The organism is Stenotrophomonas sp. S4, from assembly GCF_054187805.2.
On the sequence record NZ_CM196188.1, the window covers coordinates 1,053,662 to 1,079,605 of the forward strand.

The 25,944-nt window shown below is 66.9% G+C and carries 22 protein-coding genes and 1 pseudogene; 12 read left to right on the top strand and 11 right to left on the bottom strand.

Annotated features, from left to right (window positions below):
* Positions 1-197 precede the first annotated feature (197 nt).
* Complete coding sequence (locus ACUZUJ_RS04825) at positions 198-1,244, bottom strand: RHS repeat-associated core domain-containing protein (RefSeq protein ID WP_458220174.1); 1,047 nt, start codon at positions 1,242-1,244, stop codon at positions 198-200.
* Between the two features lie 199 nt (positions 1,245-1,443).
* Positions 1,444-1,872, bottom strand: a complete 429-nt coding sequence (locus tag ACUZUJ_RS04830) for a hypothetical protein (RefSeq protein WP_458220173.1) — start codon at positions 1,870-1,872, stop codon at positions 1,444-1,446.
* Positions 1,873-2,438: 566 nt separating this feature from the next.
* Between ACUZUJ_RS04830 and ACUZUJ_RS04835 the strand changes: the two genes are divergently transcribed.
* Positions 2,439-2,819 carry a tautomerase family protein gene (locus tag ACUZUJ_RS04835; RefSeq protein WP_101765032.1) on the top strand — a complete coding sequence of 127 codons (381 nt, stop codon included), beginning with the start codon at positions 2,439-2,441 and terminating at the stop codon, positions 2,817-2,819.
* A 46-nt stretch (positions 2,820-2,865) separates the two neighbouring features.
* Here the strand turns inward: ACUZUJ_RS04835 and ACUZUJ_RS04840 are convergent, their stop codons facing one another.
* A complete protein-coding gene (locus tag ACUZUJ_RS04840; protein ID WP_101765033.1) occupies positions 2,866-3,441 on the bottom strand; it encodes a hypothetical protein in 576 nt (191 codons plus the stop codon).
* A 241-nt stretch (positions 3,442-3,682) separates the two neighbouring features.
* Between ACUZUJ_RS04840 and ACUZUJ_RS04845 the strand changes: the two genes are divergently transcribed.
* From ACUZUJ_RS04845 to ACUZUJ_RS04855, 3 genes are all read left to right on the top strand, one after another.
* Positions 3,683-4,078, top strand: a complete 396-nt coding sequence (locus tag ACUZUJ_RS04845) for a DUF2946 family protein (RefSeq protein ID WP_049443394.1) — start codon at positions 3,683-3,685, stop codon at positions 4,076-4,078.
* A 129-nt stretch (positions 4,079-4,207) separates the two neighbouring features.
* A complete protein-coding gene (locus tag ACUZUJ_RS04850) occupies positions 4,208-6,346 on the top strand; it encodes a TonB-dependent receptor (protein ID WP_458220172.1) in 2,139 nt (712 codons plus the stop codon).
* 11 nt (positions 6,347-6,357) lie between these two features.
* Positions 6,358-7,863 (top strand): PepSY domain-containing protein, encoded by a 1,506-nt coding sequence (locus ACUZUJ_RS04855; RefSeq protein ID WP_458220171.1) that lies wholly within the window; start codon positions 6,358-6,360, stop codon positions 7,861-7,863.
* Between the two features lie 9 nt (positions 7,864-7,872).
* On the opposite strand, the gene ACUZUJ_RS04860 is transcribed toward ACUZUJ_RS04855, so the two are convergent.
* A complete protein-coding gene (locus tag ACUZUJ_RS04860) occupies positions 7,873-9,006 on the bottom strand; it encodes an MFS transporter (protein ID WP_458220170.1) in 1,134 nt (377 codons plus the stop codon).
* Between the two features lie 11 nt (positions 9,007-9,017).
* Entirely contained in the window at positions 9,018-9,794 is a 777-nt protein-coding gene (locus ACUZUJ_RS04865) for a DeoR/GlpR family DNA-binding transcription regulator (RefSeq protein ID WP_049443398.1), read from the bottom strand.
* 174 nt (positions 9,795-9,968) lie between these two features.
* On the opposite strand from ACUZUJ_RS04865, the pseudogene ACUZUJ_RS04870 reads away from it, so the two are divergent.
* Positions 9,969-10,298, top strand: a pseudogene (locus tag ACUZUJ_RS04870) (pentapeptide repeat-containing protein); the annotation flags it as partial.
* A 3-nt stretch (positions 10,299-10,301) separates the two neighbouring features.
* On the opposite strand, the gene ACUZUJ_RS04875 reads toward ACUZUJ_RS04870, so the two are convergent.
* Positions 10,302-10,976 carry a class I SAM-dependent methyltransferase gene (locus tag ACUZUJ_RS04875; protein WP_049443399.1) on the bottom strand — a complete coding sequence of 225 codons (675 nt, stop codon included), beginning with the start codon at positions 10,974-10,976 and terminating at the stop codon, positions 10,302-10,304.
* 98 nt (positions 10,977-11,074) lie between these two features.
* On the bottom strand, positions 11,075-12,454 hold the full coding sequence (locus ACUZUJ_RS04880; RefSeq protein WP_458220169.1) for an aminotransferase-like domain-containing protein: 1,380 nt from the start codon (positions 12,452-12,454) through the stop codon (positions 11,075-11,077).
* Positions 12,455-12,586: 132 nt separating this feature from the next.
* Here ACUZUJ_RS04880 and ACUZUJ_RS04885 point away from each other — a divergent pair, with 132 nt between their 5' ends.
* From ACUZUJ_RS04885 to ACUZUJ_RS04895, 3 genes are all read left to right on the top strand, one after another.
* Entirely contained in the window at positions 12,587-13,450 is an 864-nt protein-coding gene (locus ACUZUJ_RS04885) for a DMT family transporter (RefSeq protein ID WP_049443401.1), read from the top strand.
* A gap of 159 nt (positions 13,451-13,609) precedes the next feature.
* Complete coding sequence (locus ACUZUJ_RS04890; RefSeq protein ID WP_049443430.1) at positions 13,610-14,491, top strand: SDR family NAD(P)-dependent oxidoreductase; 882 nt, start codon at positions 13,610-13,612, stop codon at positions 14,489-14,491.
* A gap of 38 nt (positions 14,492-14,529) precedes the next feature.
* Positions 14,530-15,408 (top strand): LysR family transcriptional regulator, encoded by an 879-nt coding sequence (locus tag ACUZUJ_RS04895; RefSeq protein ID WP_049443402.1) that lies wholly within the window; start codon positions 14,530-14,532, stop codon positions 15,406-15,408.
* A 13-nt stretch (positions 15,409-15,421) separates the two neighbouring features.
* Here ACUZUJ_RS04895 and ACUZUJ_RS04900 read toward each other — a convergent pair whose 3' ends face one another.
* Positions 15,422-16,321 (bottom strand): LysR family transcriptional regulator, encoded by a 900-nt coding sequence (locus tag ACUZUJ_RS04900; RefSeq protein ID WP_119007267.1) that lies wholly within the window; start codon positions 16,319-16,321, stop codon positions 15,422-15,424.
* A 107-nt stretch (positions 16,322-16,428) separates the two neighbouring features.
* Here ACUZUJ_RS04900 and ACUZUJ_RS04905 point away from each other — a divergent pair, with 107 nt between their 5' ends.
* Positions 16,429-17,946, top strand: a complete 1,518-nt coding sequence (locus tag ACUZUJ_RS04905; RefSeq protein ID WP_458220168.1) for an MFS transporter — start codon at positions 16,429-16,431, stop codon at positions 17,944-17,946.
* Here ACUZUJ_RS04905 and ACUZUJ_RS04910 read toward each other — a convergent pair.
* Together ACUZUJ_RS04910 and ACUZUJ_RS04915 are read right to left on the bottom strand one after the other, a co-directional pair.
* Positions 17,930-20,017 (bottom strand): TonB-dependent siderophore receptor, encoded by a 2,088-nt coding sequence (locus ACUZUJ_RS04910; protein WP_458220167.1) that lies wholly within the window; start codon positions 20,015-20,017, stop codon positions 17,930-17,932. The genes ACUZUJ_RS04905 and ACUZUJ_RS04910 overlap by 17 nt on opposite strands.
* 331 nt (positions 20,018-20,348) lie before the next feature.
* A complete protein-coding gene (locus ACUZUJ_RS04915; RefSeq protein ID WP_049443405.1) occupies positions 20,349-20,753 on the bottom strand; it encodes a GFA family protein in 405 nt (134 codons plus the stop codon).
* Positions 20,754-20,924: 171 nt separating this feature from the next.
* Between ACUZUJ_RS04915 and ACUZUJ_RS04920 the strand changes: the two genes are divergently transcribed.
* The gene (locus ACUZUJ_RS04920; protein WP_430344822.1) at positions 20,925-21,899 is read left to right on the top strand and encodes an Lnb N-terminal periplasmic domain-containing protein; all 975 of its coding nucleotides are present in this window, start codon (positions 20,925-20,927) and stop codon (positions 21,897-21,899) included.
* Positions 21,899-23,920, top strand: coding sequence for an esterase/lipase family protein (locus ACUZUJ_RS04925; RefSeq protein WP_101765044.1), 2,022 nt, complete (start codon positions 21,899-21,901; stop codon positions 23,918-23,920). Before ACUZUJ_RS04920 ends, ACUZUJ_RS04925 begins: the two co-directional genes overlap by 1 nt.
* An 86-nt stretch (positions 23,921-24,006) precedes the next feature.
* On the opposite strand, the gene ACUZUJ_RS04930 is transcribed toward ACUZUJ_RS04925, so the two are convergent.
* Entirely contained in the window at positions 24,007-25,428 is a 1,422-nt protein-coding gene (locus ACUZUJ_RS04930; protein WP_458220166.1) for an MFS transporter, read from the bottom strand.
* 29 nt (positions 25,429-25,457) lie between these two features.
* Here ACUZUJ_RS04930 and soxR point away from each other — a divergent pair, with 29 nt between their 5' ends.
* Positions 25,458-25,892 carry a redox-sensitive transcriptional activator SoxR gene (soxR, locus tag ACUZUJ_RS04935; RefSeq protein ID WP_458220165.1) on the top strand — a complete coding sequence of 145 codons (435 nt, stop codon included), beginning with the start codon at positions 25,458-25,460 and terminating at the stop codon, positions 25,890-25,892.
* Positions 25,893-25,944: the final 52 nt, after the last annotated feature.

Below are 25,944 nucleotides of genomic sequence, written 5' to 3' on the forward strand. Positions count from 1 at the left end.
TCGCCGATTGCGATACCGTCGTCGCTTTACTAGCTCAAATGCAGATATGGCAGCAAAGAAAACTGCATACGCCGCCCACAATCTGAATGATGCGCGAAAGGGATGCGGATTTCCTGATTGAATCGCAATGAAGTAGAGGGCGCCAAGAACGAGAATGCCCCCGGCTTGGTATGCGAGAAAGCCACGTAGTACTGGATTCACTTCTTCTTCTCCATCGTCTTTTGTGCCGCATCTACGGTGGCTCCGGCGGTGCTCTGCCCTAGCTGTGATGCTCCCGCTTGTGTGATCGACTGACGGGGGATTGCGACTCCTGTTGATGCGGTGGTGGAGGCGATGTTCGGGGCGCCGGGAGATGCGGAGCTGCTCAGCCTATTCAGAGCGCCTTTGGCGGCTGGTCCCGCGAAGTCGCCTGCTGCAGCTGCAACGCCGGAACCTGCCAGACCACCAACAGCGCCTCCGGTCGCTGCCGTGAGCACTCCACCAGTGGAAATCGGCTCTCCCTTGAGGGCGCTCTCTGCGGCGGCACCGGCGCCGCCAGTGACGAAGTTCGCCGCTGCTTGAATGGCAACGGCTCGGCCGACAGAAATCACTCCAGACTCCACGGCTGCGACAGCGATACCGCCCACGCCGCCTGAGACCGAGCCCACCCCTGCTGCTATCAATGCCTGCGTCTGATCGATTGGTTTATCCGGATTCATCAGCTTCTGGATGGCAATATTGGACAGGCCTCCCGCTATCGCGCCATAGATGAATGGCAGGGCTGGATTTCGCCCATCTGGATCAGTGAATTTGTACGGATTCCCGTTGGCGTACCGATAGCGATTGAACTGGCCTACAGGCTGGTCATACGCTGAGACCGGGTCCACTGAGAGGAAGACTCCCAGCTCCGGATCCATGTATCGCTGTTGCATGTAGCTCAGGCCCGTAGTCGAGTCGCTCACATGCCCTGTGTATCCAGGTCCGTCGGTGACCTGTCCTCCTACCACGGTCCCATAGGGCTCGTAGTCATGACGCTTTATCACGTTGCCGTTGGCGTCGCTCTCAGCAACAAGGGAGCCAAGGGCGTCCGTATGAATGTAGGTGACCGTCTCCGAACCTGCAGCGTTCGCGGATGGAGGCAGGCCAAGCCCAATTGGCAGCGCAATGTGTAGCCAAGTACTTGCTGCAACCAGTATTCGGAGACGAACTCCAACCCTTGATGCGCAGGCGGATTCATCGCCCGCGTTGCCTTTAAATGTATGCATCCTTTCCTTCCCCCAAAGAGCCGTCCAAGATGACTTGACTAGGCAGTATGACCGTGGAGTTCGTGCACCGATCCGAGTGGATCATATACCGCAATGGCCGCCTTCGCTGGGTAGAAGAGCCGCGTCCATCCCTGTGCCACCTGCCATGTTGCAGAACAAAAAGGGCCTCCAGCGATGGGGCATCTTTGTTGCGCGTGCATCAGCCGGGTCTTCCTGCCGCGAATCCCATGGCACCGCCTAGTCCATCCTGTGCAGCCCGCGCGATCTGGCGTGCGGCAACGATCAAGCCGTCCCGGTGGAAGTCGCCGAGTTGATCCTGTGGATCGCCAGCCAGGCGTGCACGTTCGGCGGCATGCAGGAGATCCAGTACGGCATTCAATGCGACCAGCGAACGGTCGAGCGATCCGAAACCTGTGGCGCTGAGTGTCTGCGGGGTACACGCGCGCCCGGCCTGGTCATCACCGGCGCGGATGGCATCGAGGCATGAAAGGAACGTTGGGCGCGAAGGTGGCAGCAGTCGCTCCGCCAGTGCGCATTCGATCTCACGCGCAAGGTCCTCGGGCACGTCGGCGGCGACGTCGCCGATAAGCGCGTGCAGGCGGGGATGGATGGCGGTTTGGTTGGTCATGGCGAAACCCTCACTGGCGTAGGGCCACCTTCCAAAGTGAAGGTGGCGGACGGTGCGGGTTGGCGTGCCAAGGCAAACAAGCTTCAAGGGAGAAGAACGCCTGGCGGATCTTGCGATCCCCACGCACCGCCCGCCATTGAGGGCAGTCGATGCATTCTCTCAACTGCGATTTCTCTCGCAGTCCTTGAAGCCTGTTCGTTTATTCGAGACGCCAATCCCGGCCAAGGCTTCTTGCCTCGGCGCGGCGATCTTCAGGCCGGGTAATCACATCGGTCTGTAAGGAAAGTTCTCAACTGTCCCTAGGCAGGCCAGGCGTTTCCCGTTGTGTGTCGTCCGACACCCGCGAGTAGTGCCGCCCATCACTGATGGCGCACATCGCCGCCCCTACCGACCGTGCATATGACGACTCCGGAGGGCCACTGCCACGGCAATCGCGTCACCCCGCGCGGCGGAGGCGGGACCATGCCACGCATGGGGCCAGAGGGTTCCATCCCTGCGCTGTCCCGCCGCCCCAGGCAGGCGTAGTCTCAGCCCGTTGCCGTGCCCATCCACTCTGGAGTGCCACCATGCCGCTCGCCCGTATCGATCTTCGCAAAGGTAAATCCGCCGACTACCTGCAACGCGTCGGCGAAACCATCTACCAGGCCATGCGCGCGGTGGGGGTGCCGGAAAACGACCGCTTCCAGATCTTCCAGGAACACGCGCCTGGCACGCTGATCTACGACCCCGGCTACCTGGGCGTGGACCGTACCGACGACTTCATCTGCATCCAGATCACCTGGAATGAGGGGCGCACGCTGGAGCAGAAGAAGGCGTTGTACGCCGGCATCGCCGATGGACTGCACGCGGCGGTGGGTGTCCGCCGCGAGGATGTGTTCATCAATCTGGTGGAAGTGAAGAAGGAGAACTGGTCGTTTGGTAATGGCGTGGCGCAGTACGTGAGTTGATGCAGGTGCGCTACGCTGTCTCATTAGGACGTGCCAAGGCGCTGCGCTACTTGGCGAGCGGACGCGATTCGTGAATCAGTATCCTGGCGCTTGCGCCACGAAGTGGTGCGATGTCTTCAACGGTGCTGATCTGTACGCGGTAGCGACTTTGCGCCTGCAACGGCAGTAGCGCGACATGGAGTCGATAGGCCCCATCGCTGCCTCGTTGGGTCTGGGCGTAGTTCAGACCCTTACCGCGGTGCCAGTCTGGCAGAGGCTGGCCAGATTGCGACTGTGCGATCTGGTAGGCGTCGGGGCTTGCCAGCGGCTGCCAAGTGCCGCCTGACCATTGCTGAAGTCCTACGCGTAAAGGAATGTGCAGGTCGCGCGGAGAAGCAGCATCTGGCGATGAGGAAACGTGCTGCAGATCCAGCTCCACCGCATATGTGTGGTAGCTGGCAAAATTGCGCGCCGTGGTTTCGAACTCGAACTGCACCTGCTGGCCGGGCGCGTCCACGGCGATGGGCTGTGAGAGTTCCAGCGGCTCTGGCGGTGGGGGCGGCCCCTTGTCGGCGCAGGCGGCAAGCAGCGCGGTCAGGCCGAGCAGGCTGATGCGCAGCGGGTGTGTGATGCGGGTGGTCATGCGGATCCCTCTGGCTCCTTGCCGTGGCCATTTGAACCCTAACGTTGGCGAGGCGGAGCCTGCAAGCGCCGGGACCGCGGTGCGGTGCATTCACATGTCGCCGCGCGAGGCGAGCCCCTGCGTCACCGTGTCGCAGGGGGTAAACCCTGAACGGGGTCCAAGGTTGGCTATGGCCCCGTAGAATGGCGGCGTGCGCCGTTCTGCTCTCCACCGCCGGTTCCAGGCCCTGGCATGGCTTGCCATGCTGCTGGTGCTGCTCGCCCCGCTGGTGAGCCGCTGGCTGGCGCACGGTCACGTGGCTGCCGCTGTACCGGTGGCAGCCGTGGACCACGCGATGCACGCAGAGCATGCGCAGCACGCGATGGAAGGGCACCACGACCATCACGCGATGGCGATGCCGCACGGCGAGGCCGCAAAGAAGCCGGCCGTCGATCCACACGCCGATCATGAGATGGGCGTGGATTGCGATTACTGCCTGATCGCAGCGCGGTTGATCACCCTGCTGGTGGCGGCAGTGCTGCTGTTGGCGCCGATGGCACCGGTGTGCCGCGCACTGCGCGGTGCGGTGCAGACGTTGCCGCAACGGATCAGCGGCACATTGGGAGCGCGTGGGCCGCCAGCCATGATGGCCGCCTGAGCCGCACGCGCGTTGCATTGAACATTTTTCCATGAGGTTGCCGGCCACGGCCGGTGCCCGCACGCGCGTGTTTGTCCCTTTCTGATTGCTGCCCTGCCATTGCGGGGTGGCCTTGCATGCCGTGAATAAATGAAAACGAACCCCAACTCCGCGCGCCTGCGCCGGGCGACGCTGCCTGTCCTGTGCGCGTTGCTCCTGCATGCCGCGCCCCTGCTTGCCGCCGACGCGGCACCCCCGACCACGCTGGATACCGTGCGGGTGGTCGATACCCGCAGCGGTGAGCTGTCGTCCTCCGCCAACGCCGGTTCCGCGCTGGGCCTGAGCGTGCTGCAGACACCGGCCAGCCTGACGGTGATTTCGCGCGAACAACTGGAGCAGCGCGGCGACAGCAACCTCAACGATGCGATCAGCCGGGCGGGTGCGATCAGTGCGATGCCGCACCCGGGCAATGGCCTGAGTGCGCTGTCCAGCCGCGGCTTCACCGACGGTGCTTCGGTGATGCGGCTGTACGACGGGCTGCGCCAGTACGGTGGCGTGGGCATCACGTTCCCGTTCGATACCTGGTCGATCGAGCGCATCGAAGTACTGCGCGGCCCGGCCTCGGTGATCCATGGCGACGGTGCGATCGGCGGCGTGATCAACATCGTGCAGAAGAAGCCCACGCGCGGCGCCATCGAGAACGAGATCAGCGTAACAGTCGGCAGCGAGGACACCGCGCGGCTGGGCTTCGGCAGTGGTGGCGCGCTGACGCCCGAGCTGGCCTACCGGCTGGATGTGAGTGGCAACTACAGCGGTGGCTGGGTCGACCGCGGGCGCAACAGTGACGCGACAATCTCCGGTGCATTGCTGTGGCAGCCGCGCGCGGACCTGCAGCTGACCCTCACCCATGCGCAGGGCTACCAGCAGCCGATGCGCTACTTCGGTACGCCGCTGGTCGAGGGCCGCCAGCTGGCGGCGCTGCGCCACCGCAACTACAACGTGGACGACAGCGAGATCCGCTATCGCGACCGCTGGACCCAGCTCGATGCGCTGTGGACGCCGACCGCGAATGTCGAATGGCGCACGCGCCTCTACCAGATCGGCAGCCAGCGCGATTGGCGCAATGCCGAGGCCTATGTCTACAACCGCGCTACCGGCTTGATCGATCGATCTGGCAATACCGAGATCACCCACAACCAGGACCAGACCGGACTGACCTCGACGCTGCGCGTGCAGGGAACCGCAGGTGGCCTGCAGAACAGCTTCGCGGTGGGCCTGGACGCCAACCGCGCGCACTTCAAGCACACCAACAACACCTATGCCGGCAGCTCGGGCCCGGTTGATCCGTTCGATCCGGTGCCGGGGCAGTTCGCCAGCGACGCACCGAACCTGCCGCGCTACCGCAACCGTGCCGAGCAGTACGCGCTGTTCGTGGAAGACCGGTTGGCGCTGAGCGAGCGCTGGTCGGTGCTGGGTGGGCTGCGCCACGATCGTGCGCGCATCGACCGTACCGATCTGATCAGCGGCCAGAACGCGTTCTCGAAGACCTACAGCAGCATCGGCTGGCGTGCAGGCACGGTATTCGCGCTGCAGCCGACGTTGAGCCTGTATGCGCAGTACTCGCAGGCGGCGGACCCGGTCAGTGGCCTGTTGATGATCAGCCCGGCCAACGGCGCCTTCGACCTGGCCAAGGGCCGGCAGATCGAGGTGGGCCTGAAGCAGGCCTTCGATGGCGGCGAGTGGACGCTGGCGGCGTATCGCATCCGCAAGACCGGGCTGCTCAGCCGCGATCCGCTGGTGCCGGACCGCCGCGTGCAGGTGGGTGCGCAGACCTCGCGCGGTATTGAAGCGTCCTTGAATTGGAACTTCGCGCCGCACTGGTCGTTGGATGCCAACGCGACGGTGCTGAAGGCCGAGTTCGAGGACTTCCTTGAAACCACGGGTTCGCCGCCGATGCTGGTGTCGCGTGATGGCAACGTGCCGCCGAACGTGGCCGAGCGCCTGGCCAGTGTGTGGTTGAGCTGGCAGTTCGCGCCGGACTGGAGCGCGGCGGGTGGCGTTCGCTATGTCGGCAAGCGCTACGCAGACAACGCCAACACGCTGGAGTTGCCCGGTTACAGCACCACCGACCTGGCGCTGACGTGGCAGGCAGCACCGCGCACGCGATTGTCCGCACGCCTGTTCAACGTGTTCGACAAGGCGTACTACGCCACTGCGTACTACACCAGCACGCAGTGGCTGCTGGGTGCGGACCGTCGCGTTGAGTTCACCGTCGACCATCGCTTCTGAGGACGCGCACCATGTCGCTGCGATCCACTGCCAAGCGCTGGACCTACCTGGTGCACCGCTGGCTGGGCATCGGCGGATGCCTGTTGATGTTGCTGTGGTTTGTCAGCGGCATGGTGATGCTGTTCATCGGCTACCCGAAGCTGACGCCGGGTGAGCGGCTGGCGGCATTGCCGGTGCTGCCGGAGGCCCGCGATCTGCAGGGGCTGTCGGTACTGCCTGCGGCGGTGCAGGCCGAGCCGGAGGCCGTGGCGTTGACCACGCTGCGTGGCGAGCCGGCGTATGTGGTGCGCAATGGCAGCAACGTAGGCGCCTGGTCGGCGTACACCGGCCAGGCGCTGCTGCCGGTGTCGGCACAGCGCGCCGAAGCATCCGCTGCACAGTTCGCCGGCGGCGAGGCGTTCGTGGGTGCGATGCGCGTGGACGAGGACCGCTGGACGCATTCGCGCGCGCTGGATGTGCATCGGCCGCTGTATCGCGTCGAGGTGGGCGGTACACAGCCGGGCGACCTGTATGTGTCCTCGCGTACCGGTGAAGTGGTGCTGGACGCACCGCATGTGCAGCAGCGCTGGAACTATGTGGGCGCCTGGCTGCACTGGCTGTACTTCCTGCGCATGCAGTCGGTGGATCCGGTGTGGACGTGGGTGGTGATCGTGCTGTCCGCACTGTGCACGTTGGCGGCGGTCAGCGGCATCGTGGTGGGGGTGTGGCGCTGGCGCTTCCGCGGGCGCTACCGCTCCGGCGCGAAGACGCCCTATGTCGAACCATGGATGCGCTGGCACCATCTGATCGGGCTGGTGGCTGCGGCCTTCGTGTTCACCTGGATCTTCAGTGGGCTGATGTCGATGAATCCATTGGGCGTCTTCAGCAGCACGCGCGAGGCGATCGACAGCGGGCGCTATCGCGGTGACGCGGTGGCGGTGGATGGCGCGCTTGGCGAGCCGGCGACACTTCTGGCGGTAGCCGATGCCGAGCACTTTCTGCCGGTGGAGATCCAGTGGCGACGGATCGGTGGTGAGCTGTTCGCGGTGCTGCTGGATGGGAAAGGCGATACCCGCATCGTGTCTGGCAGCGATGGGCATCTGCAGGTGGCGCGCCTGCTGCCGGCGACGTGGCTGCAGCAGAAGGTGCGTGCACTGTCCGATGCGCCGATGCAGGGTTTCGTGGTGCAGCGTGCAGCAGACGCCTACTTCTATCCGCGTGCGCCCGAGGCCATGAATGGTGCGGCGGTACGCCGCTTTCCGGTGGCGGTGGTGGACTTCGGCGATGCCGAGGCGACGCGCGTCTATATCGATCTGGCTACTGGCGATCCGTTGCTGACGATGGGGCATCGCGAGAGGGTGGGGCGCTGGCTGTTCTACTTCCTACACAGCTGGGATCTTCCGGCGATGCTGCGCCAGGAAGGTGCCCGGCTGGCGGTGTTGCTGCTGCTGAGCGCTGCCGGCACCGCGTTGTGTGCCACGGCGACGGTGATCGGCTATCGGCGATTGCGGATGAAGCTGCGGCGCAGGCGGCGCTGATGCCGCGGGCTACACCCGCAGCCAACGCGTGGACATTGCCACCAGCAACAAGGCCGTGGCCACGCCGATGAAGGCGGCGATCAGGCCGAAGTGGTTGGCAGCGAAGCCGATCAGCGCCGGTCCGGCAAGGATGCCGGCAAAGCCCAGTGTGGAAACGGCGGTGATTGCCAGCGCGCCGGGCATGCGGGTCTGGTGGCCGGCCAGCGAGAACAGCGCCGGCGCGATGTTGGCGCAGCCGAGGCCAACCAGCACATAGCCGAGCAGTGACGCCTGCCACGGCGTGACCAGGGTCAGTACCAGTACGCCCGCGGCGGCGAGCAGCGCGCCGAACACGATCGCGCGCTCACGGCCTACGCGTGCCACCAGTGCGTCACCGAACAGGCGCGCGACGGTCATGGTCAGGGTGAAGACTACATAGCCGATACCGGCGAGGCTGGCATCGACGCGACGTACATCGCTGAGGAAGACCGCGCTCCAATCCAGCATCGCGCCTTCGCCGAGGAAGGCGACGAACGCCAGCACGCCGATGAACAGCACGATGCCATGCGGCAGGGCCAGCATCGGTGTGTCGTGTGGCATGCGTTCGCTGTGCCAGTGCGATGCCGACAACAGCATCACCAGCAGCATGGCGCCGACGCCGATCAGCACGGATGCCAAGGGAGGCAGCTGTGCGGACAGCAGCACGGTCATGGTGGCCGCGCCGAGGAAACCACCGATGCTGAAGAAGGCGTGGAAGCCGGACATCATCACGCGCCGTGCTTCGCGCTCGACGATGACGGCCTGCACGTTCATCGTGCAGTCCATCGCGCCTACGGCGGCGCCGAACACGAACAGGACCAGCCCTAGAATCCGGGCCGAACCAGCCAGGGCCAGGCCGGGCACGGTCAGGCAGATCAGCAGGCTGCTGGCCACCATCACCCGCCGGCAACCGAGGCGCGCGGCCAGCACGCCGGACAACGGCATTGCCAGCAGCGAACCGGCACCGAGGCAGAGCAGCACCAGCCCCAGCGTGGCGTCGTTGATCTCGGTGCTTGCCTTTGCGAACGGCACCAGGGTGGCCCACAGCGCGGTGGCGAAGCCGGGAATGAAGAACGCAGCGCGGGTCGCGTGCTGTTCGGCACGCGCGCGGTTGGCAAGGGACATGAGCGGTACGGTCAGGGGGGAGTGGGGTGTACCGCGATGCCTGCGGCGCGGAAGCGTGCCGCCAATGCGGGGGGGGCGGTGGTGGTCAGCACCAGGTCGTCGATCTCGTCCAGGCTGGCGATCTGCCAGTTGCCGCGGGCACCCAGCTTTTCAGTAGTGGCGGCGACGATGACGCGGCTACTGCAGGCCACCATCGCGCGTTTCAGCGTGGCTTCTTCCGCATCCATTGCCCACACGCCGGTGTCGCCGTCCACCGCGCAGGGGCCGGGCAGGTACACGTCGGCACGCAGGCGCTGCACCTGGGCCAGTGCTTCTGCGCCGACCGCACCACCGCCACGGGCCAGGCGCCCGCCGATCAACTGCACTGAGGTGCCTTCAAGCAGGCTGGCGGCCGTGGCGATCTGTGGCGCGTTGGTGATCACCGTCAAGCCGAGGGCGGCCGGCAGCTGCTGGGCGATCGCCAGGTTGGTTGAACCGGCATCGAGCAGCACGACCTGGCCGGGTTGCAGCAGCGCGCAGACGCGGGCGGCCAGTTCGGCCTTGTCGCCGCGATCGCGGGTCAGGCGCTCGCGCAGCGGGCGTTCCTTGGGGGGCGGTAGCACGGCGCCCCCGTAGACGCGTTGGCATAGCCCTTGCGCGGCCAGTTCGCGCAGGTCACGGCGGATCGAATCTTCGGAGACGGCATAGCGGCGCGCCAGTTCGGCGGCGACCACGCGGCCCTGCTGGCGCAGTTCGTCGAGGATCTGCCGGGTGCGCTGGGCGGGGAGGGGGCTGGGATCGGAGCTCATGCCGCAAGTCTGCACGTTCGTGCATTAACGTGCAACAACGTGCATTCGGTGTTGGGGGGACACACGGCGGCTGGACTGCTGGTGAATTCGCCCGCGCCCACGTCTATGGATCGCCCTCGCGGCCCGGCATGATGGCGGGGCACTTGGCATGGAATCCCTGATGTCCCCCATCGTTCCACGCGCAGCTGGTTCTGCAGCGCCTTCATCAAGAAGTCGAACCTGCGCTATGCCAATTTCTCGCGGGTGACGCTGGAGAAATGCGAACTGTGGGAAAACCGCTGGGATGGCGCGAATGTGAGCGGCGCCAGCTTCGCAGGCTCGGATCTGTCCGGTGGCCAGTTCGAGGGCATCGACTGGAACAGCGCCAACTTCACCGACTGCGACCTGACCCACTCAGAGCTGGGTGAGCTGGACCTGCGCAGCACCAACCTGCGCGGTGCCACGCTGGATGTGCAGCAGGTGGCACTGCTGATGCAGCGCATCGGCATCACCGTGGTTCCGTAGGCATCACCCGGCGTACGCCACCCAGCCCTTGAAGCTGAAGCCTGCGTAGAACAGCTCCACGCCGTCGAAGCCGGCCTCCTGCAGCAGCGCGACCTCCTGTTCGGGCGACAGCAACGGCAGCCGCTCGGCAATGGCGTCGATTGCGCGCTGTGCATCGGCGTGGGCAACGCCCGAGGTTTCGGCGAACGCTGCGTAGCGCTGCAACCAGCGCAGCTTGCCGGCCGGATCCTGCGGCACGCTGTGGTGGGCGACGATCAGAGGGGCGCCCTGGCGCAGTCGCTTGTGCAGTTCGCGCAGCGTATGCAGGCGTTGCGTAGCGTCGAGGAAGTGCAGGGTCAGCAGGCAGCTGGCACCATCGAAGCGCACGTCCGGGGCATCGTCGATGTAGCCTTCCAGCAGCTCAACGCGTGCGTTCAACGGGCCCAGTGTCTGCTCGGCCAGGGCCAGCATCGGCGCGGCCGGGTCCACGCCCAGCAACTGCCAGCCCGGCTGCGCCTCGGCGAAGGCTTTCAGCTCCAGCCCGCCCCCGGCACCCAGCACCAGCACGCGGCCCTGTGCGGGAACGCGTTCGGCCAGCAGCAGGCGGCTCATCTGCTGCAACGCGAGGAAGCCCGGCACCTGGCGCAGCGGCCCCTCGGCATAGCGGGCAACGGCCTGCGGATCGGAAAACGAAGACATGCGTGCATTCCTGCAACAGGGACATACCACTGTACCGTGGCATGCAAGTGCCTTTGCCGCGGGACACTCCCGCCTGCGCTCACCGGCTTGCATCCCGCTCAGCGCAACTCCCGCGCAAGCACCTGCCAGATCCTCGCGTCCTGGCACTGCGAAACGTTGAAGCGCAGATAGTCGGCCGCGCGCTGCGACTGGCTGAACGCGTTGCCCGGCGCCAGCACGATGCCTTCTCGCAGGCACTGCCGCGCCAGCACGGCGGAATCGCGGCCATCCGGCAGTTGGCACCACAGGAACAGTCCGGCTTCCGGCTGCAGCCACGGCGTGATGCCAAGCGTGTGCAGCTTGCGCAGCGTGTGCCGGCGCGCGTCGGCCAGGCGCGAACGCACCGATTGCATGTGGCGGCGATAGCCACTGTCGGTCAGCGCGATGTGCATCAGCTGCGCGGCCAGGTGGCCACCGCCGAAGCTGGTCGCCAGCTTCAGGTCGGTTAATGCTTCGATCCAGTCATGGCGTGCAGCGATGTAGCCGCAGCGCGAGGCCGCCGACAGCGTCTTGGAGAAACTGCCGACGTGGATCACACGTGACAGCCCGTCGAGCGCGGCCAGCCGCGGCGCCGGCTGCAATTCGAAGTCGGCGAAGATATCGTCCTCGACGATGATCAGCTCGCTGCGTTCGGCCAGGCCCAGCAGGCGGTGCGCGGTGCTGGCCGAAAGCACCGCGCCGGTCGGGTTGTGCAGGCCGGAGTTGGTGATGTACAGCCGCGGCGAATGCGCCTGCAATGCGCGTTCGAACGCTTCAAGGTCCGGGCCGGTGGGCGTGTACGGCACACCCACGGCTTGTACCTGGTGCGCCTTCAGCAGTGCGTGGTAGTTGAAGTAGCTGGGGTCATCGACCAGCACGCAGTCACCGGGCTTGAGCAGGAAGCGGCAGATCAGGTCGACCGCGTGCGTCCCGGATTCGGTCAGCAGGATCTGCTCCATCGATGCATCGATGCCCAGCGTGGCGCTTCGCCGTTGCAGCAGCTGGCGCAACGCGGGCAGGCCGAGCGGGCCGGCGTAGTCGGCCAGATGCATGGCATCGGCACGCGCCAACCGGCGCAGGCCGCGGCGCACGCCATCGTGATACAGCCAGTCGCTGGGCATCCAGCCGCACCCTGGCTTGAGGTGGCCCGGCGGGGTTTCCAGCGACTGCCGCGATACCCACAACGGGTCCACGGCGCGGTCCAGCCGGGGCTCCATCTCGGCCAGTGCCAGCGGTGCGGCGGGCCCACTGACATAGAAGCCGGATCCTGCGCGCGCCGTGATCAGGCCTTCAGCCGCGAGGCGCTCGTAGGCTTCGACCACGGTGGAGACTGAGACTGCCATCGCTGCGGCCTGCGCGCGCACCGAAGGCAGGCGGGAGCCGGGACCATCCACGCGGGCGGTGATGCGGTGGCGGACGGCCTGGATGACCGATTCGATGCGGGTAAGCGGACGTGACATGACAGCACTGTAGTGGAAGTGTGGGCAGTACAGTTATTTGCGACTGTACTGGATTGTAGCTGGGGCGGTTCCGCGCTGGATGCTTCCATACACGCTCCGCCAGGCGTCGCCCGGCACTTCAGGATCACAGGCGTGGAACGGTCGGCGAGTGGTTGGATCAATGGCTTCATCGGTGTAGTGATTTTCGCGGGCTCGTTGCCGGCTACCCGCCTGGCGGTGCTTGAACTGGATGCCGGGTTCGTCACCGCCGCACGCGCCACCATCGCCGCTGTGCTCGGCCTGGGTCTGTTGCTGCTGCTGCGCCAGCCGTGGCCGCGCCGCAGTGACCTGCCAGGCCTGGTGGTGGTCAGCCTCGGCGTGGTGGTCGGCTTTCCGTTGCTGACCGCGCTCGCTCTGCGTCACGCCTCATCCGCGCACACCATCGTGTTTGTCGGTCTGCTGCCACTGAGCACTGCGGTATTCGGCGTGCTGCGCGGCGGCGAGCGGCCGCGTCCTGCCTTCTGGCTGTTCTCGTTGCTGGGCAGTGCCTGCGTGGTCGGCTATGCGGTGCGCAACGGCATCGAGGCCTCGCTGCAGGCCGACCTGCTGATGCTGGCGGCGATCGTGGTGTGCGGGCTGGGCTATGCCGAGGGCGGTCGACTCGCCCGCCATCTGGGCGGCTGGCAGGTGATCAGCTGGGCGCTGCTGCTGGCGTTGCCGGTGATGCTGCCGCTGACAGTGCTGATGCGCCCGGCCTCGTTCACTGCGGTCGGTGCGTCGGCGTGGTGGGCGCTGGGCTACGTGGCGGTGTTCAGCATGCTGATCGGCTTCCTGTTCTGGTACCGCGGGCTGGCGCAGGGCGGCATCGCCGCTGTTGGCCAACTGCAGTTGCTGCAGCCGTTCTTCGGCCTGGCCCTGGCCGCGCTGCTGCTGCACGAATCGGTCAGCCTCAGCATGGTGCTGGTGACCGTGGTCGCCGTGATCTGCGTGGCAGGCGCCCGCCGCTTCAGCCGCTGAGCGAAAAAGGGGACGGAGGGGATTAAGTCGTAATCGGTCCTGCTGTGCCTGAAACGACTTAATCCCCTCCGTCCCCTTTCTCAGTGATAGCGCGGGCGTATCGTGGGCTGTGGTCAACGGTATTGGCCGGACGCGGTGCGCTTGGCCGAAGCTGTGCCGATGCAGCCAATTTCCCGAATTTCCTTTGAAGGCCAGGTTGGCCTGGTGACGGGTGCCGCCGGTGGACTGGGCCTGGCCTACAGCCGCCTGCTGGCCGAGCGCGGGGCGCAGGTGCTGATGCATGACGTCGGTGCCGGTACCGATGGCCAAGGCGTTGATCCGCAGCGGATCGTGCGCAGCGTCGAAGTGCTGCAGGCGCAGGGGCTTTCGGTGCAAGCGGGGAGCAACCCCATCGACCATCGCGCCGGTTGCCACGCGCTGGTGCAGGAACTGCTGCAGGCGCACGGCCGCATCGACTTCCTGATCCACAACGCGGGCTGGGTCGAGTACCAGGCGCTGGAAGCGATCGAGGACGACGCGCTGGAGCGGATGCTGTGCCTGGCGGCGAAGACGCCGCTGTGGCTGGCGCAGGCGGCGTGGCCGGCCATGCGCGCAGCGGGCGGTGGCCGCATCGTCATCACCACGTCCGATCGCGCGCTGTATCCACAGTACGCGCAGCGCGGGCTGTCCGCCTATGCGATGGGCAAGCTGGCGGCGCTGGGCCTGGTCAATGTGCTGGCGCTGGAAGGTGCCGAGCATGGCATCGTGGTCAACGCGGTTTCGCCGGTGGCAAAGACGCGCATGTGGGGCATCGAAGGCGAGCCCGACGAACTGCATCCGGAAGCTGTTGCGCAAGGCGTGGCCTATCTGGCATCCACGCGTTGCCAGGAGGGTGGGTGGGCACTGCGTGCCAGCAACGGGCAGTTCCATGCACTGCGCCTGCAGGAAGCCGAGCATGTGGCGTACCCGCGGGATCTGCGCGCGGTGGCTGCTGAAAGCATCGAATCGGTCGCACTGCAGTGGCCGGCCATCGCCCGCGCGAGCGTGGACGTGCGCAGCTGAGGGCGTACCCTAGGCGGGTTCCCACTGCCTGCACCGTGATGATCGACCTGCGCCTGCTTCGCCAGTTCGTGGCCGTGGCCGAAGAGCTGCATTTCCACCGCGCCGCCGCCCGCCTGCACATGTCACAGCCGCCGCTGACGGCGGCGATACGACGGCTGGAAGACGCGCTCGGAAGTGAACTGATCGTGCGCGGCAACCGTACCCTGGGCCTGACCGTGGCGGGGCAGACGCTGCTGGTGGAGGCGCGGGCAACGCTGCAGCAGGCCGAGCAGGCGCTGCAACGCACCCGCGAGGCTGCAGCGGGGCAGTCCGGCAGCCTGCGCGTGGGCTATGTGGGCAGTGCGCTGTATGGACGCCTGCCAGGTTTGATTCGCCGCTTCCGCCAGCAATACCCGCAGGTACAGCTGCACCTGCAGGAAGCGACGTCGCGCCAGCAGCAGTTGTGGCTGCGTGAGCAGCGCATTGATGTCGGCGTGTTGATTCCACCGATTCCCGCCGCCGAGCTGCTGCTGCACGCCTTCGACCACGACCGCCTGGCGATTGCGCTGCCGCGTGCACATGCGCTGGCCGACGCGCCGGAGGTCAGTGTGGCGATGATGGCTGACGAACCGTTCGTTTCATGGCCGGCAGGCGAGGGCATCGGCTTCCATGCGCAGGTGCTGGGCCTGTGCACCGCTGCGGGCTTCACCCCGCGCGTGGTGCAGGAAGCGCAGGGCATGCATGCGGTGCTGTCGCTGGTGGCGGTGGAGGCGGGCGTGGCGATCGTTCCGGCCAGCATGGTCAGCTTCCGCCCGCAGGAGATCGTCTATCGCGTGCTGGAGAGCGAAGCAGCGCGCTTTGACCTGCCGTTCTGCATGCGGCCGGAATCACCGTCGCCGGTGCTGCGCAATTTCCTGCAGACGGCGGGCACCAACTGATTCTGTGGACCCGCTACGCCTCGTCGCCGCGGAACAGGTTGGCAACGGCATAGTCGATGAACACCCGCAGGCGTGCACTGGGATGGCGCCCACCGGGCCACAGCAACGAGAACTGCCCCTGGTGCGTGGGCAGCGCAGGCAGCACCCGTTGCAGGCGGCCATCGGCCAGCGCGTCAGCGGCGAGGAAGTCAGGCATCCAGGCCAGGCCCATGCAACCGATCGCAGCGGCCAGCACGGCTTCCATGTTGTTGCAGGTCATCGCCGTGGGAAGGCGTGCCCCGGCATCGCCTTCGATGCCCGGCAGCTGCCACGGATGCAGCTTTCCGGTGGTGGGGTAACGGAAGCGCAGCGCGGTATGCATGCGCAGCTCGCTCACATCACCGGGCGTACCGTGCGCCTGCAGATAGCCCGGCGCCGCACAGAGGATGAAACGAAAGCCACCCAGCCGTCGTGCGGTCAGGCTGGAATCGGCAAGTTCACCGCTGCGTATCACCGCATCGAGGCCTTCGCTGACCACATCGACGATGCGGTCGTTGAAGTCCAGTTCCAGCTGCACCTGCGGGTAGCGTTGCTGGAAGCCGGGCAGCACCGGCAGCAGGAAGCGGTAGCCGATGGTGGGCAGGCCGATGCGCAGCAGCCCGCTGGGGGCGTGCTGTCGCTGCGCCAGGTCTGCCTGCGCTTCGGAAAGTTCATCCAACGCACGCCGGCAGCGCTGCAGCAGCAGTTCGCCTTCATCGGTGAGGTGCACGCGGCGGGTGGTGCGCTGGAACAGGCGCGTGCCGAGTTCCTGTTCAAGGCGGGCGATGCGCTTGCCGACCGCCGATGCGGACAGGCCGAGTACGCGGGCGGCACCGATGATGCTGCCCGCCTCCGCGGTGCGGACGAAGGCGAGCAGGGCAGAGATGGAGTCCATGAAGGGCATGATTGCGGAACAATCGGCCGCAATCAACGTCCATCGAGCCTGTTTTTCAGCAATAGCGGCCTGTCCATCATCAATGCCCCTGATGGATGGAGGCCCGCATGGCCCCGGTTTCGATGCTCCCCGTACGTTCCCGCACACATCAGCGCTGGACGCTGCTCGCGGTCTGCCTGGCCGCGCTGGCGCTGCCGTTGTCCTTCTCGGCCGGGGCGGTCGTGGTGCCCGCACTGGCCCATTCCGTGGCGGCGTCGCCGACTGCGCTGGCGTGGGTGACCAACGCCTTCATGCTGACCTTCGGCAGCCTGCTGCTCGCTGCCGGTGGCCTGGCCGACCGCTATGGCCGACGGCGGTTGTTCCTGCTGGGCACAGCGGGTTTCACCATCGCCACGGCCGTTGTCTGCCTTGCGCCGACGCTGTTGTGGCTGGATCTGGCGCGCGGGTTGCAGGGTGTTGCCGCTGCAGCGGCATTGGCATCCGGTACGGCGGCGCTGGCGCATGCGTGGCAGGGGCCGGTGCGTGCCCGTGTGTTCGCCCTGCTGGGCACCACGTTCGGTGCTGGGTTGGCGCTGGGGCCGCTGCTCGCCGGACTGCTGCTGCAGGTACTGGGATGGCGCAGCGTGTTTGCGGCGGGCGGTGTACTGACGTTGGCGGCCTTCGCGCTGGGCGCACGCGTGTTGCCCGAAAGCCAGGGCGAGCGCGGGCGGCTGGATGTCGGCGGCATGCTGGGCTTCAGCCTGATGCTGGCGGCGTTGACCCTGGCCCTGCTGTGGCTGGGGGAATTCGGCCTGCATGCCGTGCGCGTGCAGCTGGCGCTGCTGGCGACGGTGCTGCTGGGCGCGGTGTTCGCCTGCACCGAACGGCTGCAGCGCTCACCGTTGCTGGACCTCTCGCTGTTCTCGCAACCGGCGTTCCTGGGTGTCCAGCTGCTGCCGGTCGCAACCTGCTTCGGCTACGTGGTGCTGCTGGTGGTGCTGCCCCTGCAGCTGCTGGGCGTGCACGGCCAGAGCGCGACCCTGGTGGGGCTGCAGATGCTGGCCCTGTCCGCGCCGATGCTGGTGCTGCCGATGCTGGCCGCACGCTGGGCCGAGCGCGTTGGAAGTGCGCGGCTGTGCGCACTGGGCCTGCTGGTCTGTGCCTCTGGCCTGTACCTGTTGTCGCGCTACGCATCGCACCCGTCGCCCTCGCAGTGGGTGCCGTTGCTGATGCTGATCGGTGCGGGCACGGCCTTGCCGTGGGGCTTGATGGATGGGCTGTCGGTGAGCGTGGTGCCGGTGCAGCGCGCAGGCATGGCCGCCGGCATCTTCGGAACGGTGCGGGTGGCCGGTGAGGGCATCGCATTGGCCGCAGTCACGGCCTTGCTTGCGCTGCTGATCGGCCACCAGCTGCAGGGAGCATCGCCGGCATCGCTGGCGCGTGCCGGTGCCTATCTGGCGACGGGGGCGCATGCACAGGCGCAGGCACTGCTTCCGGCGATGAGCGGCGCACAGCTGCAGCAGGCCAGTGCCGAGGCGCTGGCGATACTGCTGCGTGTCCTGGCGCTGCTGACCGCCGCATGCGCTGTGCTGTTGCACCTGCTGCTGCGGCGGCCAGCGTTGACTGTGATCAGAACCGGTAGCTGATGGTGCCGGTCACTACGCGCGGGTAGCCGGCGAAGCAGTCGCCGAAGGTACGGCACGGCGCGTAGTAGCGCTTGTCGGTGAGGTTGGTGATGTTCAACGCCATCGTCCAGTCAGTCACCTGTACTTCCACCAAGGCGTCTGCCAGCGTGTAGCTGGGGGTGATGATGCGCCCGCCGTTGCCCAGCGAGACCGTGTTGCCGACATGGCGCACGCCCAGGCCCAGGCGCAGGCGTGCGGCATCGTCCAGCTGGAAGCCCTTCGAAATCCATGCCGAGGCCAGGTCCTGCGGGGTGTCGTTCAGGCGCTGGCCCACTTCCAATGCGAAGTTGCTGCGGCTGACCTCGGCCTCGTTGCGCGCAACGGCGGCGGTGACGGTGAGGTCGTTGACGAACTGGAACTGGCCTTCCAGCTCGATGCCCCTGGAGCGGATCTGCCCGGTCTGCACTACGTTCAGTACGTTGTCCGGGTCGTTGGTCTGCCGGTTGGTTTCGGTGATGCGGTACGCCGCCATCGTCAGCAGCAGGTTGCGCGCGGGTTGCCACTTGATGCCGGCCTCGCTCTGGCGGCCACGCATCGGCTTGAAGGCCTGGCCGAACAGGTCCTGGCCAGTGACCGGCAGGAACGATTCGCTGTAACTCAGGTAGGGCGACACCCCGGCACCCAGTTCGCCGATCAGGCCGGCGCGATAGGTGGTGGCGTTGTCGGTCTGGCTGGGCTGGCCTTCCGTCTTCGAGCGCGCATGGTCGCGGCGCGCACCCAGTACCAGCGACACGCGGTCGGCCCAGCGGATCTGATCCTGCACGTACAGACCCAGCTGCGTGGAGGTCTGGTCGGGTTGGCGGTCCCAGCCACGCAGCGTCGGCGCCACAGATACCGGGGCGTAGATGTCGATCGGCGTGCCGGTGGCATCCAGGCGCTGCAGCTGTTCCTTGTATTGGCTGTAATCCACGCCGGCCAGCAGCAGGTGCTGGAAGGCGCCGGTGGCGAAGTCGAACTGCAGCGCGTTGTCGGCGCTGAGGATCTGCACGTCCGGGCGGGTGCCATAGGCCGTGCGGTTGACCACGCGACGTGCGGCGTCGATGAACGGATCGGCCGGGTTGCTGTAGCTGTCCACGTACATCTGCTGCAGCGTCGTTTTACCATCGATGTAGCGCACGGCCGAGCGCAGGCTCAGCACGTCGTTGAAGCTGTGGTCGAACAGCGCGGTCAGGCTGTAGACGCGAGAGTCGATGCGGTCGAAGCCCGGGTCGCCGATGAAGGTGGAGGGATCCAGGCGGCGCCCGGGTGGCGCCAGCAGGGTCGCGGCCAGCGGCAGGAACTGCTGGCTGGAGCCGGTCTTGTCATGCTGGTAGCTGGCCAGCAGGGTCAAGGTGCTGCGTTCGCCGCGCCAGCTGATCGACGGTGCCAGGTAGACGCGATCATCCTTGAGCGTGTCGGTCTGCATGTTGGAGGCGCGTACCAGCCCGACCAGGCGACCGGCCACGGAGCCGTCCGCGTTCAATGCACCGCCGACGTCACCCTGCAGCTGCCTGCGATCGAAGCTGCCCAGCTGCACGGCGAGCTCGCCGCGTGCCGCACCGAAGGTGGGGCGCTTGCTGATGGCGTTGATGATGCCGCCGGTGGCGCCGGCGCCGTACAGCACCGAAGACGGTCCGCGCAGCACTTCCACCCGCTCCAGGCCGTAGATCTCCGGTCGCGCCAGCGGGCTGAAGCCGTAGCTGCGGCGCAGGCCATCCACGTACTGCACCGGGTCCAGGCCGCGTACCGAAGTAGCGTCGTTGCGCGTATCCAGGCCCCAGGCATCGGCGGTGACGCCCGCGCTGTAGCGCAGCACTTCCTGCAGGTTGTGCGCGCCGCGATCGGTGAACAGCTGTTGGGTGACCACGCTGATCGCCTGTGGCGTCGCGGTCAGCGCGGTATCGGTCTTGGTCGCGGTACTGGCGCGGTCGGCAACGACGCTGACGCGGTCCAGGGTCCGGGCGTCCGGTGTTTCCGCAGCCACAGCCAGTGGTGCGGTGAGGGCACCGGGCAGCGCCAGGGCAAGGGAGAGCAGGGTGTGGCGGGCAGGCATGGCGGTCGGTCCATGGAAGATCGCCGCGGATTATCGGGATTGCCTTGAATTGATGCAAATGATTATCAATATCGCGTCATCCGGCGGTCGCCTTCGCATCACGCTCCCTATGCCGGCCCGCGCCTAGCCTTGATCGTCCCCGTCCCCCACGGAGACCCGCCATGTGGCTGCTCGACCATCTCTGGCCCGGCCGTAGACCACTTCCTCCCCCGGTCGCGGACGCGCCGCAGGCGCCGCCACGCCGCCCCTGGCTGAAACGTCCGGCGCGGGCCGGGCGCAGCGGCATGGCGCCCTGGCAGAAGGTCGCCACGCCGCCGCGGCGCGCGCGCCACTAGCCGGTGCGGTCGGCGGGGTGGTTGACCCCGTCGTTGACCGGGATCACACCCAGCGCGAACGGGTCGATGCCCTCCAGGCACGCCACGTTGTAACCGTACTGTTCCGGGTTGGAGCGGCGCCGGTGATGGGTGTAGATGCCGCACACGCCGCAGAAGTAGTGCTCGGCCACATGGGTGTTGAACTGGTACAGCTGCAGGTGGTTCTGCCCGCGCACCACCTGCAGGCCCGCGCGGGTAACGCTGGCCGCAATGGCACCCCGGCGCCGGCACATCGAGCAGTCGCAACGGCGCGGGTCGACGATGCCGTCCGGCAGGTCCAGCAGCAGTTCAACCGTGCCGCAATGGCAGGTGGCGCGGTGCTGGGGTTGGACCGGAACGCCGGCCACGGAAGTGATGCCCATCGTTGCTCCTGTGAGATGAACCTGGCCGCATGGACCGCCGCAGACGGTGCGCCGGCGTGCCTGAACGGGCCGTAGATGCCACGGTGAACCCGCTTGTGGCTAACTATGCGGCTTCGGGACCGCGACAGGATGCCAGTGAGAGCCGCAGGACGTTGGATGACAGGAAGTGCCATGGCGCTGGCAGCGTTGTGGGTGACCGGGCTGCTGGCCTATCAGATGCCGGGGCCGGGCTGGCTGGCGAACGGCATTGCGGTGCTGTGGCTGCTGCTTGCGCTGTGGGCGTCGTGGCGGGTCGCGCGTGGCCGTGGCCATCGTCGCCTGGGCATGGCGTTCGGCGCCTCGCTGGCGCTGGCCGGCCTGTGGTGGCTGCTGCTGACCCCGCGCCAGGACCGCGTGTGGGCCGATGACGTGGCCCAGCGCCTGCATGTGGTGTCCTTCGACGGGCGTCACGTGGTGTTCGACAACGTGCGTGATTTCACCTGGCGCAGCGAAACCGACTACGACGCGCGCTGGGTACGCCGCGAATACGACCTGGACCAGCTGCGCTCGGCCGACCTGGTGCTGTCGTACTGGATGGGCCCGGCGATCGCCCACACCCTCATCTCGTTCGGTTTCGAGGATGGGCGCCACGTGGTGTTCTCGCTGGAGATCCGCAAGGAACGTGGTGAATCGTTCTCGGCGCTGGGCGGCTTCTTCCGCAAGTTCGAGATGACCCTGGTGGCCTCGGAGGAGACCGACATCATCCGCACCCGCACCAACGCGCGCGGCGAGGATGTCTACCTGTACCGCCTGCACGGCATGGACCGTGCGCAGCTGAAGGAGCTGTTTGCCGCGTACATCGCGCAGGCGCGCGAGCTGGATGCGAAGCCGGGCTTCTACAACACGCTCACCAGCAACTGCACCACCATCGTCTTCGACCTGGCCCGGCACATCGCGCCCCGCCTGCCGCTGGACTATCGCCTGCTGCTGTCCGGGTATCTGGCCGAGTACGCGCAGGAGGTGGGTGCGCTCACGCCGGGTGTGCCGTACGCCGAACTGCATGACAAGGGCCGCATCACCCAGCGTGCGCTGGACCTGGGCAGCGGCGACCACTTCTCCACCGTGATCCGCCAGGGCGTGCCCGGCACCGAGCAGGACCCGCAGTAATGACCCGACTCTTCCTGATCCGCTGGCAGCGCCTGCTGCCGGCGTTGTTCGCCGCCTTCCTGCTGCTGGGCAGCAGCGGCTGCGCGATGGTGACCGTCAAGCAGGTCAAATCCAGCGATTCGCTGGTGAACAAGCGTGCCGACGTGCTCAACACCGGCAAGCTCAGCCCGGCCGCGCGCGAGACGCTCAGCGCGGCAGGCCTGGACGAGTCGCAGTGCGAGAAGGACTTCCTGGTCTGCCGCAGCACGTTGTTGATGACCGATGACCTCAATGTCGAGCAGCGGTTGTCGGCGCTGTCCGAACTGTGGGTGAAGGCCGCGCTGGCGCTGACGCCGAAGAAGACCGCCGCCGGCGATCCGCCGATGAGCGATGCGGCGCTGGACGCCTGGCTGGAAGCCGCACGCTATGCCTATGCCTACCTGTTCTACAGCGGCCGCTCACCGTCCGACCGTGCCTTCGAGGACCGGCAGACGCAGGTGCGCGACTACTACAACTACGCGGCCGAGAAGGCGGCAGTGGTGTTGTTCGTGCGCGCACGCGCCGCTGCGCTGGCAGGCGAGGACTATACGAAACCGCTCACGGTCGGCAGCTGGTCGCTGGCCTCCAACTACCAGCAGTTGAACCTGAAGAGCATTCCTGCGCAGCTGGTACCGGCCGGCACGGTCAGCTTCGTCGGCCTGCGCAGCACCTATCGCCGCGATGGTTTCGGCGCCGAGCTGGTGATGGTGATGGACCCGCCGAAGCTGGTCGCGCCGGTGATCGCGCCGGATGGCCCGAAGGCCGATACGCCGCCGGAGGATGAGGACGACGCGCGTCGTGGCCGCCGCCATCGCCATGACGATTCGGTGCCCGAGTTCAGCGAGATGTCCTCGATCAACGTCACTGCGTTGCTGCGGTTCGAGGGCAGCAGCCTGGACGATGTGATGCGCACGCGCCGGGTCGAGCTCGATGCCTATTCGCCGGAAGCCACCGAACGCATCACCCTGCACGGCGAACAGGTACCGCTGGCCGGCAATTTCACCGCCGCCTACGGCCTGTGGCTGGCGCAGAGCGGCTTCGCCCGGCAGTCACTGCGCACCCTGTTCGGCATGAGCGAGGGCATCGGCGAACCGCACATCTACCTGATGCAGCCGTGGGACCCGAACCGCCGCATCATCTTCATGCTGCACGGCCTGGCCAGCAGCCCGGAAGCCTGGGTGAACCTGGCCAACGAGATCATGGGCGATCCCGAGCTGCGCCAGCAGTTCCAGGTGTGGCAGGTCTACTACCCGACCAACGCACCGATCGCGCTGAACCGCTATGAGATCGCCAACGCGTTCAACGACACGCTCAAGCATTTCGATCCCAACGGCAGCACGCGTGCGTCGAAGGACATGGTCTACATCGGCCACAGCATGGGCGGCGTGCTCGCGCGCCTGCTGGTGAGCGATTCCGGTGATGTGCTGTGGGATGACCTGCTGGCCAACTACGACCTGAAGGGCGAGCGGCTGAAGCGGGTGCAGACCAAGCTGGGGCCTTTGCTGCATTTCAAGGCGCAGCCGAACGTGGAGCGCGCGATCTTCATCGCCGCGCCGCACCAGGGCACGGATATCGCCGGCAACAAGGTCGGGCGCCTGATCGGTCGCCTGGTGCGCCTGCCGCTGACCATCCTCGGCAAGTTCGAGGATGTGTTCATGGCGCTGGCGCAGGCCGAACAGCAGGTCGATGGCACCGCCAAGCCGAAGATCCCCAACAGCATCGACAACCTCAAGGCCAGCGATCCGTTCGTGAAGGCCGCCGCACAGCTGCCGATCGAAGCGGGCCTGAAGTACCACTCGATCATCGCCCAGCGCAAGCCGGAGCTGCCGGTGGAAAAGTCCGATGACGGGCTGGTGCCATACTGGAGCGCGCACCTGCCGGGGGCACTGTCGGAGAAGGTGATCATTTCCGGCCACAGCGTGCAGGAAACCCCGCAGGCCGTGCTGGAAGTGCGCCGCATCCTGCATCGGGACATCGATGACATGGGCGCCGCTGCCAGGTAGTGCCGGCCGCTGGCCGGCATCATCACGGCATTCCTGCGTGCGTGGAGGTTGCCGGCCAGCGGCCGGCACCACCGTAATGCGGCGGCCTACACCCGCCGCGCGATCACTGCGGCCAGCACCGCCAGGCCGAAAGTGATCGCCAGGCACAGCAGGTAGCCGGTGTGCGGCGCGCTTTCCACGAAGAGGGCGAACAGCGCACCGGAGACCGCCAGCGCGGTGGTCACCGACAGCGCCTCGCTCAACTGCAGCGCCGAGGTATTGGCACCCTGCTCATGCGGCGCTGACAGCGACAGGGTCAGCACCGACAGGCTGGCGTAGATCATGCCCATGCCGAAACCGGTCACGGCCCAGCCGACCAGCGCGACCGGCAGCGGCATCTGCTTGAACAGCACCGCCAGCGTGGCGGCGATGCCGACCGTCATCATCACCGTGCCAACGCGCAGCAGCTGCTGGCGTGACCAGCCGCGCTGCTGGTGACCCTGCAGCCAGGAGCCGGCGAACCAGCCCAGCGCACCGAGGCTGAGCACCGCGCCGGCCCAGCTGGGCGAAAGCCCGCGTTCGCGCTGCAGCAGCAGGGGCAGGTAGGCTTCGCAGGCGAAGAACGCCGCCGCAGCGATGCCGCGCAGCGCGATCACGCTGGGCAGGCCGCGGCGCAGAATCAGCGTTCCGGCCGGCAACAGCCGGTGCACGCAGAACAGCAGCGCCAGCATCGCCACGCCGATGCAGAGCTGGGCGGCCATGCCCTGTTGCTGGCCGCCGACGTAGAGCAGCAGTGCGGCCAGTGAGGCGCCACTGGCCCAGCGCACCACGTTGCCGCGTTCGCCATCGTTGCCGGGCGCAACGGGAGACTGCATGCGCGCCAATGCCGGGCGCAGCAGCAGTGCGGCCGGTATCGCCAGCAGTGGCACTGCCAGGAATACCCAGCGCCAGCCCAGATGCTGCACGATCAGGCCACTCAGCGCCGGGCCGACCATCGACGGCACCACCCAGCCTGCGGAGAACGCGGCGAACACCTTCGGCCGCAGGTGTTCGGGGTAGCTGCGGCCAACCATCACGTACAGCGAGACCGAAATCGCGCCCGCGCCCAGGCCCTGCATCAGGCGCCCGGCCACCAGCATGCCCATGCGCGTCGCAAAGCCGGCCAGCAGCAGGCCCAGCACGAAGCAGGCCAGGCCGTACCAGAGCGGGCGCGCGGGGCCGTGGCGATCCGCCCAGCGCCCGGCCAGGGTCATACCGATGACGCTGGTGGCCAGGGTGCCGCCAAAGGCCAGCGCGTACAGGCGCAGGCCATCGAGCGCTTCGGCCACGGTGGGCATGGCGGCGGCGACGGCCAATGCCTCGAAGGCATGCAGCGCGACCAGCGCGACCATGCCGATGGTGGTGGCGCGGTAGCGCGCGGACAGGATCGAGGTGTCAGCCGGCAGGTGGGCGTCGGCGGGAGAGAGGGTCGGGGTCATACGGGTCAGGTGCAGGCCGCGCTTGTCAACGGGCGGCGAAGATAGCAGCATGACACCTCAACTGTAGTTGAGGTCAAGCAATGGCATCCCAGGAACTCAGCGTTGGCGATGTCTCCCAGCGCAGTGGCGTGGCCATTTCCGCACTGCATTTCTACGAGCGCAAGGGGCTGATCAGCAGCCTGCGCACCTCGGGCAACCAGCGCCGTTACAGCCGCGATGTACTGCGCCGGCTGGCCGTGATCCGCGTGGCGCAGCGGGTGGGCATGCCGCTGGAAGCGGTCGGCCGTGCCTTCGAGAGCCTGCCTGAAGGCCGCGCGCCGACCAAGGCCGACTGGGCCAAGCTGTCGGCGCGCTGGCGCACCGAGCTGGAAGAGCGCATCCACATGCTGCAGCTGCTGCGCGATGAACTGACCGGCTGCATCGGCTGTGGCTGCCTGTCGCTGCAGCATTGCCGCCTGGCCAACCCGGGCGACGTCCTCGGCGAACGCGGCGACGGCCCGATGCGCTGGGAGTGAAAAAGGGGACGGAGGGGATTAGGTCGCAAGTGCACAAACGACTTAATCCCCT